The organism is Nocardioides exalbidus (assembly GCF_900105585.1).
Lineage (GTDB): Bacteria > Actinomycetota > Actinomycetes > Propionibacteriales > Nocardioidaceae > Nocardioides > Nocardioides exalbidus.
On sequence record NZ_FNRT01000002.1, the window covers coordinates 459,751 to 474,007 of the forward strand.

General features: G+C 71.6%; 13 protein-coding genes. 8 read left to right on the forward strand and 5 right to left on the reverse strand.

Annotation, left to right across the window (positions count from 1 at the left end; all coding sequences use genetic code 11):
* Positions 1-261: 261 nt before the first annotated feature.
* The 8 genes from BLV76_RS02615 (at position 262) to BLV76_RS02650 (ending at position 9,567) form a co-directional block, all read left to right on the forward strand.
* The gene (locus tag BLV76_RS02615; protein ID WP_217630243.1) at positions 262-1,782 is read left to right on the forward strand and encodes a sugar transferase; all 1,521 of its coding nucleotides are present in this window, start codon (positions 262-264) and stop codon (positions 1,780-1,782) included.
* Positions 1,783-1,859: 77 nt separating this feature from the next.
* Positions 1,860-2,615 (forward strand): hypothetical protein, encoded by a 756-nt coding sequence (locus BLV76_RS02620; protein ID WP_139306447.1) that lies wholly within the window; start codon positions 1,860-1,862, stop codon positions 2,613-2,615.
* A gap of 4 nt (positions 2,616-2,619) precedes the next feature.
* Positions 2,620-3,885: an MFS transporter gene (locus BLV76_RS02625; protein ID WP_090967731.1), complete on the forward strand. Its 1,266-nt coding sequence runs from the start codon at positions 2,620-2,622 to the stop codon at positions 3,883-3,885.
* 7 nt (positions 3,886-3,892) lie between these two features.
* Positions 3,893-4,909: a TolB family protein gene (locus tag BLV76_RS02630; protein ID WP_090967732.1), complete on the forward strand. Its 1,017-nt coding sequence runs from the start codon at positions 3,893-3,895 to the stop codon at positions 4,907-4,909.
* Between the two features lie 143 nt (positions 4,910-5,052).
* The gene (locus BLV76_RS02635) at positions 5,053-6,516 is read left to right on the forward strand and encodes a DUF4082 domain-containing protein (protein WP_090967733.1); all 1,464 of its coding nucleotides are present in this window, start codon (positions 5,053-5,055) and stop codon (positions 6,514-6,516) included.
* Between the two features lie 92 nt (positions 6,517-6,608).
* Positions 6,609-7,268 (forward strand): polysaccharide deacetylase family protein, encoded by a 660-nt coding sequence (locus BLV76_RS02640; RefSeq protein WP_090967734.1) that lies wholly within the window; start codon positions 6,609-6,611, stop codon positions 7,266-7,268.
* 118 nt (positions 7,269-7,386) lie between these two features.
* Positions 7,387-8,535 (forward strand): glycosyltransferase family protein, encoded by a 1,149-nt coding sequence (locus BLV76_RS02645; RefSeq protein WP_090967735.1) that lies wholly within the window; start codon positions 7,387-7,389, stop codon positions 8,533-8,535.
* Positions 8,536-8,541: 6 nt separating this feature from the next.
* Positions 8,542-9,567: a glycosyltransferase gene (locus tag BLV76_RS02650; RefSeq protein WP_090967736.1), complete on the forward strand. Its 1,026-nt coding sequence runs from the start codon at positions 8,542-8,544 to the stop codon at positions 9,565-9,567.
* Here BLV76_RS02650 and BLV76_RS02655 read toward each other — a convergent pair.
* The 5 genes from BLV76_RS02655 to BLV76_RS02675 are packed head-to-tail and all read right to left on the reverse strand — an operon-like array spanning position 9,522 to position 14,225.
* On the reverse strand, positions 9,522-10,166 hold the full coding sequence (locus BLV76_RS02655; RefSeq protein ID WP_090967737.1) for a hypothetical protein: 645 nt from the start codon (positions 10,164-10,166) through the stop codon (positions 9,522-9,524). The genes BLV76_RS02650 and BLV76_RS02655 overlap by 46 nt on opposite strands.
* Positions 10,167-10,193: 27 nt before the next feature.
* Positions 10,194-10,466 (reverse strand): acyl carrier protein, encoded by a 273-nt coding sequence (locus BLV76_RS02660; protein WP_090967738.1) that lies wholly within the window; start codon positions 10,464-10,466, stop codon positions 10,194-10,196.
* Positions 10,467-10,513: 47 nt separating this feature from the next.
* Positions 10,514-11,752, reverse strand: coding sequence for a pyridoxal-dependent decarboxylase, exosortase A system-associated (locus BLV76_RS02665; RefSeq protein WP_090967739.1), 1,239 nt, complete (start codon positions 11,750-11,752; stop codon positions 10,514-10,516).
* Positions 11,749-13,368: an acyl-CoA ligase (AMP-forming), exosortase A system-associated gene (locus BLV76_RS02670; RefSeq protein WP_090967740.1), complete on the reverse strand. Its 1,620-nt coding sequence runs from the start codon at positions 13,366-13,368 to the stop codon at positions 11,749-11,751. The genes BLV76_RS02665 and BLV76_RS02670 overlap by 4 nt, the downstream gene beginning before the upstream one ends.
* On the reverse strand, positions 13,353-14,225 hold the full coding sequence (locus tag BLV76_RS02675) for a hypothetical protein (protein ID WP_217630244.1): 873 nt from the start codon (positions 14,223-14,225) through the stop codon (positions 13,353-13,355). Before BLV76_RS02675 ends, BLV76_RS02670 begins: the two co-directional genes overlap by 16 nt.
* Between the last annotated feature and the right edge of the window lie 32 nt (positions 14,226-14,257).

Genomic DNA, 14,257 nt, shown 5'->3' on the forward strand with positions numbered 1-14,257 from the left:
AGGCGTGGGGGTCCTCGTCACACAATCGGCCACCTGCAGGACGTCCAGTGCCGTGATGGCCTAGACAGCGAACCAGCGATGGTGCACAACCCGAGAGTAGGTCTCGGCACCGGTGGTGCCCATCCCTCTGATCGGGTATCTCCCGACCCTGCACGGCTTTCGCTCATTTGCGGCATGAGCCGACCGGATGTCGTTCCTAGGCTCGCACCCAGGTCAGCATCGGACCGCCTTGGGCGGCGGTCCTCAGGGGGGTTGATGGGGATGACGCAGGTCGTGAACGACGTGGTCGGAGCGGACACCGCGCTGCTGCGCACGCAGCTTCCCGCGCCGCGGGGGATCCGCTCGGCGGCCAGGGTCGCACCGACACCCGTCCCGCCCACCCAGCTCGTCGCGCCGGTGCTGCCGGACCCGTCGGTCCCCGCTGTTCCGGAGGTGTCCACCGTCCCGGTGTCGCCGGCACCCGTGCGTCCGACGTCGCCGCGGCTCGCGCTGGTGCTCGACGCGGCGATCGCCCTCGCGCTGGCCGCCACGGCCGTCGTCCTCGAGGTCGCACCGCTCGCCGTCGCGGCCGCCGTCGTCGCCGGGTGGCCGCTGGCCCTCCTGGCCGCGGGTCGCTACGGCCGCTTGTCGCTCGGCCAGGGCCGGTTCGCACGGCCCGGGCTGGTCCTGCGCACCGGAGGGCGGGTCGCCGTCGTCGCGCTCGCCGTCTCGCCGTTGCTCTGGACGACGCACCTCATCGCGCTCGCCACGCTGGTCGCCGCATGCGCGCTCGCCAGCACCGTGCCGGCCCTCGTCGGCGCCCGCCGCCGCGGACTGCGCCTCGTCCTCGCGGGACGTCCCGCCGACGTGCGGGATGCCCTCGCGTCGATGTCACCGGCGACCGGGCACGAGGTCGTCGCGGCCTGCCTGACCCGGAGCTCGAAGGAGTCGCTCGGCGACGTGCCGACCTACGTCGGCTTCGAGAGCTCCTCCTCCGTCGCGCACCACCACGGTGCCGACGCGCTCGTCGTGCTGCCCGGGGCGGGACTGCAGCCGGTCGAGGTCCGCCGCCTGCACTGGTCCCTGGCAGGCGTCGGCACGGAGCTCTACCTCGGCACGGGCCTGCTCGACGTCGAGCCGACCCGCACCCGCGTCGTGTCCTCCGGCGGACTCGACGTCCTCCACGTCACGCAGCCTGCGCTCGACGGCCCCCGCCGGCTGGTGAAGGACGTCGTCGAGCGCTCGGTCGCCCTCGTCGCCTTCGTCCTGGCCCTGCCGGTGCTCGCCGCGCTCTGCCTGGCCATCCGGCGCGAGACGCCCGGCCCGGCGATCTTCCGCCAGGAGCGCATCGGCCGCGACGGCGTCCCGTTCACGATGCTCAAGCTCCGCTCGATGGGGGTCGAGGCGGAGGGCCAGAAGTCCGGCCTGTCCAGCGACAGCGAGGGCGTCCTGTTCAAGATCCGGCTCGACCCGCGGATCACGCCGCTCGGCCAGAAGCTGCGCAAGTACTCCCTCGACGAGCTGCCGCAGCTGTGGAACGTGGTCCGGGGCGACATGTCGCTCGTCGGTCCGCGGCCCGCGCTGCCCGGTGAGGTCGCCCGCTACGACGTCGACCCGCGCCGCCGCCTGGTGGTCAAGCCCGGGGTGACCGGGCTCTGGCAGGTCTCGGGACGCTCCGACCTCACCTGGGAGGAGTCGGTCCGGCTCGACCTGAAGTACGTCGACAACTGGTCGCTGCGGCTCGACCTCACCATCCTGGCCCGCACCGCCCAGGCAGTCCTGGGGCACCGCGGCGCCTACTGATCCACCTGATCCATCGCACGACGAGACAACTGCACAACTACTGGTACACCGGCCGTGGGGGCGGAGACACTATGACGATGAGGCCCGTGAAGGCGGGGATCCTGAGGCTCGTCCTGCTGGGGGCGGCGACGAGCCTGGTCCTCGCGGGCTGCGGACACGACACGACACCGGCAGACGGCTCCTCGCCGTCGGCCGGTGCCTCCACGTCCCCGGCCGGAAGCGGCTCCGGGGACGGCACCACGACGCCGGGCACAGGATCCGGCACGGGATCCGGGCAGGGATCCGGGCAGTCGACGCAGTCGGGATCGCCGAGTGCCAGTCCGTCGGCGTCCGGCTCGTCGGGCGGGTCCGACGGGTCGTCCTCCGGGACCACCGGTGACGGCACCGGCGCGGGACTGGAGGTGCCCGAGGCGGCACCCGAGACGGTGGACAGCCTCTCCGAGCTCCTCGGCTCCATGGACTCCCGACCGCTGGTCACCGCTCCACTCCCTCGACCCGCGAGTGCACGAGGACGTCTGGTCGGCGGGTTCCCGACCGTCCTGCGGCCCACCTCTGCGAGCCGGGTCGTCACGAGCGGGATCTCACCGTCCGGCGATCGGCTGCAGGTCGGCCTGGTGGCCTCGTCCCGCCTCTCCGTGACCGAAGTGCTGCTCGCCTACCGCACCCGGCTGGGCAAGCGGGGCGTGGTGGAGCTGGCCGACCCGCCCACCACCGCTGGATCGGTGGCCGGATCCTTCCGACGCCAGGGAAGCAGGATCACGATCACCGCGACCAGCGAGGGCTCACGGACGACGTACTCCATCCACGCCACCCTCGTGGCAGGAGGCGAGTGAGCAGATGTACATCACCGTCCGCGACCGCCCGACGTCCGACGACAAGGCGGCCTCGTCCCGCACCGCGACCCGCCCGCCCGTCGGGCGCGTCGTCATCGTCCTCGGCATCGTCTCGCTGCTGACCGACGTCTCCTCGGAGTCGGTCTCGGCGATCCTCCCGCTCTACCTCACGATGGTCGTGGGTCTCTCGCCGGTGGCCTACGGCCTCGTCGACGGCCTCTACCAGGGCGTCAGCGCCCTCGTCCGGCTCGGCGGCGGCTGGCTCTCCGACGCTTCCGACCGCCCGAAGTGGGTGGCGTTCCTCGGCTACGGCCTGTCGGCCGTCGCGCGCATCTTCCTGCTCTTCGCCTCGGGCGCCGCCGGCATCGCCGCGGTCGTGACGGCCGACCGGATCGGCAAGGGGATCCGCACGGCGCCCCGCGACGCGATGATCAGCACCTCGACGCCGAGCGAGCACCTCGGGCGGGCCTTCGGCGTGCACCGGATGCTCGACACGATCGGCGCCGCGCTGGGACCACTCATCGCGTTCGGCCTGCTGATGCTCGTGCCAGACGGCTACCCCGTGGTCCTCGTCGTGTCGCTCGCCTTCGCCCTCGCCGGCGTCGCGCTGCTCGGCCTGCTCGGCCCGGACGTGCGCGCGCGGCGTGAGAAGGAGAAGGCGGCAGGACCGACGCCACCGCCCTTCCAGTGGCGCGACCTCGCCGACCGCCGGCTGCGTCCACTCCTGGTGATCTCCGGCGTGCTGGGCCTGCTGACCGTCGGCGACGGCTTCATCTACCTCGCCCTCCTCGACCACGGCGGCGTCAACGTGTCGTGGTTCCCGCTCTTCTACGTCGGCACCAACCTGGCCTACCTCCTCCTCGCCGTGCCGATCGGCCGGATGGCCGACCGCATCGGCCGCGCGCGGATCCTGGTCGTGGGGCACCTCGCGCTGGTCGGTGCCTACCTCTGCGCGGTGCTGCCCACGTCGACCGCCGCGGCGACGATCGGCACGCTCGCCCTGCTCGGCACGTTCTACGCCGCGACCGACGGCGTGATCGCCGCGATCGCCGGCCGTCTGGTTCCCGTGCAGGCCCGGACCAGCGGCATCGCCGCCGCGCAGACCGTGGTCGCCGTCGCCCGGATGCTCGCCTCGGCCGGCTTCGGGCTGCTCTGGTTCCTCCTCGGCCCGGCGGCCGCGATGGGCACCGTGGCCGCGCTGCTGGTCGTCGCCGTGCTCGCCGCGGCCACCCGCATCTCCCGCCTCGACGGAGCCGAGGTCACGCCGTGATGCGGTCGTGAGCACCCGTGCCCGGATCCTGGCGTTCGTGGCCATCGTGGTGGTCCTGGTCATCGGCGCCGGGCTCTACGTGCTGCGCACCGGCAGCGAGGTCCGTGCCGAGCGGGCGGCCGACCCCGTGGCCCCGGAGACCCCCGTCTCCTCGGTCATCGACGGGCCCCGGATCGTCTTCAAGCACACCGGCATCGACAACGAGCTCGGCGTGGTGGCGATCGTGCCACTCGACGATCCTGGCGGACCGCGCGCGTTCACCGGCGTGACGTGCGACCGGGTGGCGGCCCGTGCCAGCGGCGCTTCGTGCCTCTACACCGACGCCGGCATCGCCACGTCGTTCGAGGACCGGGAGTACGACGCGGACTGGCAGCTGATCGACTCCAGCGACCTGCCGGGCATTCCCAGCCGGACACGCCTGTCCCCCGACGGGACGCTTGCCGCGAGCACCGTGTTCGTGACCGGCCACTCCTACATGTCGACGGGCTTCTCCACCTCCACCGAGGTGCACACCTTCGGCGGAGGCAAGCGCTGGGGCAACCTGGAGAAGTTCCAGCTGGTCATCGACGGCAAGCCGGTCGACCCGGTCGATCGCAACATCTGGGGTGTCACGTTCGTCGACGACCGCACGTTCTACGCCACCGTCGGCACCGGCGGGACGACCTGGCTGGTCGAGGGAGACCTCGACACCCGCACCCTGACAGCGGTGTCCGAGCACGCCGAGTGTCCGTCGCTCTCTCCCGACGGCTCGAAGGTCGCGTTCAAGGTCGACGTCGACCCCGGACGCAAGATCGTCTGGCAGATCGCGGTGCTGGACCTCGCGAGCGGCGAGCGCACCCTGCTGGCCAACGGTCCGCGCGGGCTCGACGACCAAGTGGCGTGGCTCGACGACGACACGATCATGTACGGGCTGCCACGCGCCGAGGAGCCGGGTGTCACCGACGTGTGGTCGGTGGACGCCACGGCCGACGCGACGCCCCAGCTGCTCATCGAGCAGGCGTGGTCGCCGACTGTCGTGCCGTGAGACCGGCTGCCCCCGATTGGGGATGTTGCTGCACAGGGAGGGGGCGGGCTTGAGAAGTACTTGCCGACCGTTGCACGATGCCGGGACCTGCGCCCACCCCCAGCCCGGGCTCCCTCGGGCAGCGCTGGTCATGAGGTTCCGACATGAGTGCTCCTTTGTCCCCTGACCGACGCCACCTGCGAGTCCGCCGGATCGTGCCGCTCGCCGTGGCCGCGGCCGTCGTCGCCGCCCTGTCCGTCGCTCCGTGGCCGTCCCCGGCCTCACCGCGAGCGGACCGGGCCGCTGCGGCGGAGACCGGCCTGTTCGGCACGTCCGCACCGCAGGCCGGGATGACCGTCCGACGCGGAGCATCCCGCGAGGTCGGCATGCGCTTCATGCCCCGGGTGGCGGGGAGCGTGGTCGGGCTGCGCTACTACAAGCCGCTGCGGTGGAAGTCCTCCACACCGCAGACCGCGACCCTGTGGTCGAGCGCCGGTGAGGTCCTCGCACGACGCAAGATCATGGCCGTGCAGGGCGCCGGGTGGCAGCGTGTCACCTTCAAGCGCGCGGTGACGCTGACTCCCAAGAGCCGCTACGTCGTCTCGGTGCACACCCGGGGCAAGGGTGTGCACGCCGCCACACCGGGGGTGTTCCGCACGGGCAAGAAGAACGCCCACCTACGGGCGCCCGGCGGCAACAACGGCGTGACGGTCGTGTCGGACGGTCCGCGCTTCCCGAACCAGGCAGCACGGCGTGACGCCAGTTTCTGGGTCGACGTGCGCTTCGTTCCGGGAGGCTCCGGGACGACCACCCCGACACCGACGACGACCCCCACCCCGACGACGTCCCAATGGCCGGGCCCGGACAACACCGGGGTCCCGGCCGGTACGGCGCTCACCCCCTACACGGGCTCGTGCGAGATCTCGTCGCCCCGGACGCTTTCCGGAGTGGACGCCACGAGCACCTGTGACGCCATCGTGGTCAACACCAAGGGCGTGGTCATCCAGAACTCGGCCGTTCCAGGCGTCTGGTCGATCTACCAGGATGGGGGCAGCTCGGTGACGATCACCGACTCCGACGTCCGGGCGGGAAACACCTCCACCGGCGCCATCTGGGGTTGGAACATCACAGCGACCCGGGTCGACGTCACCGGCGGTCAGCACAGCTTCCACTGCAACGACAACTGTTCAGTCACCGACTCGTGGCTGCACGACCAGTACAACCCCGCCAGCGAGAGCTTCCACAACAACGCGTTCATCTCGAACGGCGGCAAGAACATGGTGATCCGCCACAACACGCTGCACTGCACCACCACGTTGAACGACAACGATGGCGGCTGTACGGGCGACATCTCGTTCTTCGGTGACTTCGGCCCGATCGACAACGTCGTGGTCGACAACAACTACATGATGGCCAACAACGACTCGATCTCCTACTGCGTCTTCGGAGGCGGCACGCCGTCCAAGCCGCACCAGGCCACGAACATGAAGTTCACCAACAACGTCTTCCAGCGTGGAACCAACCGCAAGTGTGGCGTCTACGGGCCGGTGACGGACTTCGATCGACGTGCGACGGGCAACGTGTGGGCGGGCAACGTCTGGGAGGGTGGTGGCGCCATCAATCCCTGACGTGCGACGCCGACCGGGGCGGACCTACCTCCGATAGGGGACAGCGCCGCACAGCCACTCGGTCGGCTGCGGTCGTCTCTACCGTAGGTGACATGCGTGTCGTCAACGTCTGCTTCCACGGCATCGGGTCGCCCCAGCGAGCCCTCGAGCCGGGCGAGGAGGCCTACTGGACCACGCCGGACACCTTCCTCGGCGTGCTGGACCGCGTCGCCGACCGCGACGACGTGCGCCTGAGCTTCGACGACGGCAACGAGTCCGACATCCGGATCGCGCTGCCCGCCCTGCAGGAGCGTGGCCTGACGGCGGCCTTCTTCGTCGTCGCCGGTCGGCTGGACCAGCACGGGAGCCTCTCGCGCGACGACGTCCGCGAGCTCCACGCGGCCGGCATGACGATCGGCAACCACGGCATGACGCACCGTCCGTGGCGCGGCCTCGACGTCGCCCGCCAGCAGGAGGAGCTCGTCACCTCCCGCGCGGTGCTCGCACAGGTGGTCGGCCGCCCGGTGCTGGACGCTGCCTGCCCACTGGGCCGATACGACCGCACCGTCCTGTCCGCGCTGAGGCGAGCCGGCTACCGCTCGGTCCACACGAGCGACCGCCGGTGGGCGCGCTCCGAGCGTTGGCTCCAGCCGCGCTACAGCCTCCACCACGACGACACGCCGGAGTCGTTCGAGCGAGGCGTGCTGGGACGACCGAGGGTGGCGGCCCAGGCGAAGGGCGCCCTGGTCGGCACGGTCAAGCGGCTGCGCTGAGGCACCCGACCCACGCTCCCGCACCGGCGTACCCCAGTCGGGGGATGTCACCCGCTCCGAGCACGCGGGAACACGCTGTCGTGGTCGACTCGTCCGTGTGGGGATGACGATCGCATGCGTGTACAACGACCTCGCGGTGCGCGAGCACTGCCTGGACCGCTCCTTGGCTGCCTATGACGGCCCGGTCGAGGTCGAGTACCTCCCGGTCGACAACACCGCGCACGCGTTCACGTCGGCCGGGGCCGCGCTCAACCACGCTGCCCGGATGGCGCGCCACGAGGTCGTGGTGATGGTCCACCAGGACGTGTACCTCCACGACCTCGACCAGCTGGCCAGGGCGGCTGCGGCACTCGACGACCCCCGGTGGGGCTTCCTCGGCGCCAACGGTGTGACGTCCGGTCGACGCTCGGTCGGACGGTTGCGCGACCGCGTGATCCTGATCGGTGACTCCGCCCCCGACCCGGTGGAGGTGGACACCCTCGACGAGGTGCTGGTGATGGCGCGCCGCGACGACCTGGTGGCCGAACCGCTGAGCGAGGACCCCGAGCTGGCCTGGCACGCCTACGCGGTCGAGTACGCCCTCCGCACCCGCGCGCGCGGCCGGCTGGTCGGTGCCGTCGACACGGCCATCACGCACAACAGCCTGACCATCAACCTCGCCCGTCTGGACGAGGCGCACCGGCACGTCGCCGACGGCTACCCCGACCTCACGCCGATCCACACGACCTGCGGCACCGTCGCGGCGCGCCCGTCGCGGTTGCGCCAGCTGCCGCTCGTGCGCGAGCACGGCTGGCGCCGCCGGTGGCTGCGCGAGTCGTCCGCGGCGGCTCGGGTCACGACTGCCCTCGACATCCCCGTCGTGCTGGCCGACATCGCCCACGAGGTCGACCTCGTCGACTGGTCGTCCGACGCCCCGCTCCGCCTCGTCAACCTGGACCGGGTCGGCGGCTTCGCGGCCCACGCCGGCCGGCCCGAGGTCCTCGAGCGCCGCGACCGCCCGATCCTGATGGAGGCCGTCGCCGACCTCGACGGCCTCCGCTCGTCGCTCTCCGACGTCTCGCCCGACGAGCCCGTCCTCGTGACCGGGCTGTCGCTCGAGGACCTCCCGCAGCTGCGCGACGTCATCGAGCCCGAGCGGTGGATGGCCGGAGTCCAGTGGGACGAGGTGTGGCTGCTCGGTGGGCCGCCGGCGCTCGACCCGCCGCTCGAGTGGAGCCGACCGCAGGCGGTGCCCCTCCGTGCGCGATCGCGCGCCCGGGTCGGGTGAGGACCCATGACGACGCCCACGGCCGGGTCGGCGCCGGTCACCATCGCGGTGGTGACCTGGAACAGTGCTGACGTCCTGCCCGGCCTGATCGACTCGCTGGCCGCCGGTGCCGGGGAGGTGCCCTACCACCTAGTCGTGGTCGACAACGCCTCCAGCGACGGCACGACCGACGTGGCGCGCGCGCTGGTGCCGGACGTCACCGTGGTGCAGACCGGACGCAACGCCGGCTACGCGGCTGGCGTCAACGCCGCGATCGCGGCCGACACGGCTGCACCGGCCGTGCTGGTGCTCAACCCCGACGTCCGCCTGGCGCCCGGCTGCCTGCCGACACTCATGGACGCACTCACGCGGCCCGGGATCGGGATTGCGGTTCCGCGTCTGGTCGACGGCGACGGCAAGCTCATCTTCTCGATGCGCCGGCGGCCCACCGTTCTCAAGGCATTCTCCGACGCGATCATCGGAGCCACGCGAGCCGGTCGCTGGGCCGCGCTGGGCGAAGTGGTGACGGACCCGGGGCTGTACGAGTCGGACAGGCGGACGGACTGGGCGGAGGGATCGACACAGCTTGTCAGCCGTGCGTGTCTCGATGCCTGCGGACCGTGGGACGAAACCTACTTCCTGTATTCGGAGGAGACCGACTTCCACCTCCGGGCCGGTGCAGCCGGCTTGGGCGTGGCTTACGTCGCCGACGCAACTGCGACCCACCTGGAAGGTGACTCCGCGACGTCGCCGCGGCTCTGGGCACTCCTCACGGCCAATCGGCTCCGGCATCACTCACATAGCTCGTCGCACGTCGGCACGTCTCTGTACTGGCTCGCCCTCGTGCTGCGCGAGGCGACGCGGGCCGGCCGGGGCGACGCCACCGCGCGCGCTGCGGTACGCGTCCTGTTCAGACCGTCCCTGCTGCGCTCGCAGCGTGGGCCGCAGTGGCTCGACCAGGTCCGCGTGCCCGGTCGTGCCCAACCGGCTGGCGGACGCACGAGGGCTCAGGCTCTGGCCCGCCTCTTCGCCCGTCGCCGCTCTAGCCAGTAGACGAGCGAAATCGTCACGGCTGCTCCGCTCGCGCCGGTGGCAGCCGTGGCCCGCATCCGGCTCCCGTCCATGGCGAACACCGTGGGGTCGTCCGTGGCGGCAACCGAGGTGACTCGCAACGCGGGTGAGATCCCGATCTCGTCCTGGCGCTCGACGAGGGCCTTCGCCACGCTCTCCACCGCTTCCTTCGCTCGCTCGGTCACCTCGTCCGGCGTCGCCCCTGCGACCTGAACATCGAGGTAGTTGGCAGTCATGGTGCGACGCCACTGGGTGCCGAGGTTGGGCACGCGCACCTGGATGCCGTCCGAGATGCCTTGCCCGACCATGTTCGTGTCAGTCGAGGCGGTGACCATCACCGGGTCGCCGTCGTTCAGGTCATTCGCGACAACGCCCACGAGGGGGAAGAGCGTGTACCTGGAATTCTCGAGGTAGTTGGGGAACTGATCGATCTTGGGTCCGATCAACAGGACGTTGAACTGGGTCCAGTAGACGGTGGGTTGGTGGGTCGAGACGTAGACGAAGCCCAGGGTGACGAGGGCGCCGACGAGCATGACGTACCAGCGTCGCAGGGCAGCACTGATCAGGTCCCTGGTCGTCACGTCTTCGCTCCCTCGGCCTTCCGACCGTCAGGCGCGCGAGGCGATGAAGTCGGTGAGGCTGCCGACGGTCTCGAAGACCTCGCCGGTGAAGTCCTCGTCGTCGATCTCGATGTCGAAGCGGTCCTCGAGGGCCGCGGCCAGCTCGACGACGCCGAGGGAGTCGAGCTCGGGCAGCTCGCCGAAGAGGCCGGTGTCGCGGGTCATCGACCCGGCGCGGTCCTCGATGCCGAGGGTGCGGGTGAGCACCTCGACGACCCCCGCGAGGGTGGCGTCGGTGGAGAGGTCGGTGCTGGCGGTCATGGCGGTGCTCCCTGGTGCTGTCGGTTCGGATGTCACGGGCTCTGGTGTCACAGGAGGACCTCGACGGGTGCGTCGTGGCCCAGGAAGGCGGTCGGGCTCGCGGTCAGCCCGTAGGCGCCGGCCTGGAAGATCACGACGAGGTCGTCCACCTCCGGGCGCGGCAGTTCGACGTGGTCGCCGAGCAGGTCGAGCGGGGTGCAGAGGCAGCCCACGACGGTGACCGGACCGGCGTCCGTCTCGGAGCCGGTGTCACCGAGCCGGTTGCCCAGCGCCATCGGGTAGTTGCGACGGATCACCTGGCCGAAGTTGCCCGAGGCCGCGAGCTGGTGGTGCATGCCGCCGTCGACGACGGCGTAGGCCTCGCCACGCGACTCCTTCACGTCGACGACGCGGGTGACGTAGACCCCGGACTCGCCGACGAGGTAGCGCCCCAGCTCGAGGCACACCTCCGCCTCGGGGAGCCGGTCGACGAGCTGCTCGTCGAGGAGGGCGCCGAGGCGCTCGCCGACGTGGGCGAGGTCGAGCCGCTCGTCCTTCTCGAAGTAGGGGATGCCGAAGCCGCCGCCGAGGTTGACGTAGCGCGCCTCGTCGTGGAGGTGCTCGGAGAGCTCGAGGACCAGCTCGACGGTGCGAGCCTGGGCCTCGACGAGGATGTCGGCGCGGAGGTTCTGCGAGCCGGCGAAGACGTGGAAGCCGAGCACGTCCACGTCCGCCGGCGAGACCTCCCCGAGCAGAGCGGGCACCAGCTCGGCGTCGACGCCGAACTGCTGCGGACCACCGCCCATCCGCATGCCCGAGCCCTTGACCGCGAAGGCGGGGTTGACCCGGATCGCGGCGCGCGGCAGCACCGCGAGCTCCTTGCCGGTGCGCACGAGGCGCTGCATCTCGGTGCGCGACTCCACCTCGACGATCACGCCGGCGGCGACGGCGCGGCGCAGCTCGGCGTCGGTCTTGCCGGGCCCCGCGAAGCTGATACGCGACGCGTCGTGGCCCGTGTCCAGCGCGACGGCGAGCTCGCCCGCCGATGCCACGTCGAGGGAGTCGACGAGCCCGGACAGGTGCTGGACCACGGCGGGCATCGGGTTGGCCTTGACGGCGTAGCCCAGTCCGACGCGGTCCGGCAGCGCGGTCCGCACCTCGCCGACCCGGGCCGTGATCGCGGCGCGGTCGTAGGCGAAGAACGGCGTCGAGCCGACGCGCGCGGCGAGCCGGCCCAGCGGGATCCCAGCGACGACGAGCTCGCCGCCGTCCCTGCCGAACGCGGCCAGGTGGTCCTCGGTCCTCATGCCTGCTCCCCCACGGTCTCCAGCGCTTCCTCGAGCTGCTGGCGCAGCAGCACCCGGTCGAACTTCCCGTTGGGGCTGCGCGGCAGCTCAGGGCGTACGACGACCTCCGCCGGCACCATGTAGAGGGGGAGCGTGCGGCGCATGATCGCCAGCAGCTCGGCCGTGTCGACGGTGTCGCCGCCGTAGGGGCTCACGAGCAGCACCACCCGGTGGCCCAGGCCCGGCTCGGGCAGGCCGAGCGCGACGGCGTCGGTGACCAGGCCGGAGTCGTAGGCGACCTCCTCGATCTCCGTCGGGGAGACGCGGTAGCCGCTGGTCTTGATCATGTCGTCGGTGCGCCCGACGAAGTAGAGATAGCCGTCCTCGTCGCTCACCACCCGGTCACCCGACCATACGGCGAGCTCCGGCGCACGCCAGTCGGAGGCCGGCCCGGGGACGGGCTTGAACCGCTCGGCGGTCTTCTCCGCGTTGCCCCAGTAGCCCATCGCGACGAGCGGCCCGCGGTGGACGAGCTCGCCCTCCTCGCCCGGGCCGCACGGCGTGCCGTCGGGCCTGACGACGAGGATCTCCGCGTTGGGGATCGCCTTGCCGATCGAGTCGGGGCGGGCGTCGACCTGCGAGGGGTCGAGGTAGGTCGACCGGAACGCCTCGGTGAGGCCGTACATCAGGAACGGGCTGGCCGACGGGAAGATCTCGCGCAGCCGGTCGAGCGTCGCGCGCGGCATCCGGCCGCCGGTGTTGGCGAGGTAGCGCATCGACGCGGTCGCCTCCGGCGGCCACTCGACGGTGACGATCTGGAGCCACAGCGGCGGCACGCAGGTGAGGCCGGTGACGCCGTGCTTCGCGCACAGCCTCGGGACGTCGCGCGGCAGCAGGTAGTTGAGCAGCACGACGTGGGCGCCGACGGAGAACGCGGTCGTCAGCTGGCTGAGGCCGGCGTCGAAGCTGAGCGGCAGCGCCGAGAGGATCACGTCGTCCTCGGTGTTCGCGAGGTAGGTGCTGACGCTCTCCGCGCCGACGACCATGTTGCGGTGGCTGAGCACGACGCCCTTGGGGCGGCCGGTGCTGCCGGAGGTGTAGAGGATGGCGGCCATGTCGAGGTCGACCGTCGAGTCCGCCGTGTCGACCGGTGCGACCTCGTCGAGGTCGGCGAGCGCGCGCACCATCCCCTCGGACGAGCCGGCCTCGCCGTCGACGAGCAGCACGTGCTCGAGGGCCGCGCACTCCTTGGCGTCCTCGCGCACCGCCTCCCAGCGGGAGCGCGTCGTGACGAGCACACGCACCGCGCAGTCGCCGAGGATGTAGGACACCTGCGGCGCCTTGAGGACCGGGTTGACCGGCACGAAGACGCCGTCGGCGACCGAGGTGCCGAAGATCGAGGCGACCGTGTCGACGCGCTTGTCGAGGAACACCGCGACCCGGTCGCCACGCCGGACGCCGAGGTCGGCGAGGACCGCGCCCAGGTGGGAGACGCGGTCCCACAGGTCGGCGTACGACAACGACGTGTCGCCGTGGGTCAGTGCGGTGCGGTCGGCCCGGACGTGCGCCTGCTCCTCGACGAGGTGGTGCAGGCGGGTGCGGGTCGCGGACGGGGCGGTGGTCACCAGGGCACGCATGTCAGCTCGCTGTAGAGGTAGTCGATGGCCGAGGCCGGGGTCTGGTGCGCGCTGCGGTACATCCGGCGCCGCGGGGCACGCAGGGGCCGCGACAGCCGTGGCGGCCGGCCCGCGACGCGGTGCTCGGCAAGGGTGACGAGGGTGTGGTGCCGCAGCAGGAGGTGGCGGTAGGGCGCGTGGCCGGCGCGGGCCAGCACGGCGGGGTCCGAGACGTGGAGCAGCGTCGCGAAGACCGGCATCCGCTTGCGTCGGTCGCGTCGGGCCACGACGTAGCAGGACTCGTCGCCGACCTGCACCACGAAGTGCCACGCGGCACCGGCGTGGCGGTGGTCGCGGTAGACCGCGAGCTCGTGCTCGGGCAGCGCCTGCTCGATGTCGGTCGGCTCGGTGAGCACCCGGACGCCGCGGCGTGACGGCAGCGGCACGTTGGGCACCATCGCCGACGTGGTGTCGAGGAACTCGAAGCCCAGCCGGGTGTTGAGGTCGACCACGTTGCCGCTCGGCGACAGGTCGACGAAGTCGTAGCCCTTCTGGCGCAGCATCGCCCGCACCAGGCGTACGCCGTGGGCGCGGTGCTCCTCCAGCACGCACCACGCGGCGAGGTTGCAGACCTTGCGCACGTCGTCCCCGGCGCGACGCTCGGAGTAGAAGGCGAGGTAGACGCCGACGACGTCGTCGCCCTGGCGCAGGAGGAAGCCGTGGTTGGGTGCGTCGACGGTCCACGTCGGCAGCGCCGAGCGCGCCCACAGCCGGCCGCTGAGGCGACTGTTCAAGTGCCGGTGAAGGAACTCACCGACGGCCTGGACGTCCTCGTCCCTGATGGGACCGACGTCCACCCCCCTGGGTCCGTCAACCATGGGACCACCGTAGGAAGCAGCGGCCGCCGTAC

Bases quoted from the DNA above. Each gene is read 5' to 3' on its own strand.
- BLV76_RS02615 (WP_217630243.1), top strand. From the start codon at position 262: ATGACGCAGGTCGTGAACGACGTGGTCGGAGCGGACACCGCGCTGCTG.
- BLV76_RS02620 (WP_139306447.1), top strand. From the start codon at position 1,860: ATGAGGCCCGTGAAGGCGGGGATCCTGAGGCTCGTCCTGCTGGGGGCG.
- BLV76_RS02625 (WP_090967731.1), top strand. From the start codon at position 2,620: ATGTACATCACCGTCCGCGACCGCCCGACGTCCGACGACAAGGCGGCC.
- BLV76_RS02635 (WP_090967733.1), top strand. From the start codon at position 5,053: ATGAGTGCTCCTTTGTCCCCTGACCGACGCCACCTGCGAGTCCGCCGG.
- BLV76_RS02640 (WP_090967734.1), top strand. From the start codon at position 6,609: ATGCGTGTCGTCAACGTCTGCTTCCACGGCATCGGGTCGCCCCAGCGA.
- BLV76_RS02650 (WP_090967736.1), top strand. From the start codon at position 8,542: ATGACGACGCCCACGGCCGGGTCGGCGCCGGTCACCATCGCGGTGGTG.
- BLV76_RS02660 (WP_090967738.1), bottom strand. From the start codon at position 10,466: ATGACCGCCAGCACCGACCTCTCCACCGACGCCACCCTCGCGGGGGTC.
- BLV76_RS02665 (WP_090967739.1), bottom strand. From the start codon at position 11,752: ATGAGGACCGAGGACCACCTGGCCGCGTTCGGCAGGGACGGCGGCGAG.
- BLV76_RS02670 (WP_090967740.1), bottom strand. From the start codon at position 13,368: ATGCGTGCCCTGGTGACCACCGCCCCGTCCGCGACCCGCACCCGCCTG.
- BLV76_RS02675 (WP_217630244.1), bottom strand. From the start codon at position 14,225: ATGGTTGACGGACCCAGGGGGGTGGACGTCGGTCCCATCAGGGACGAG.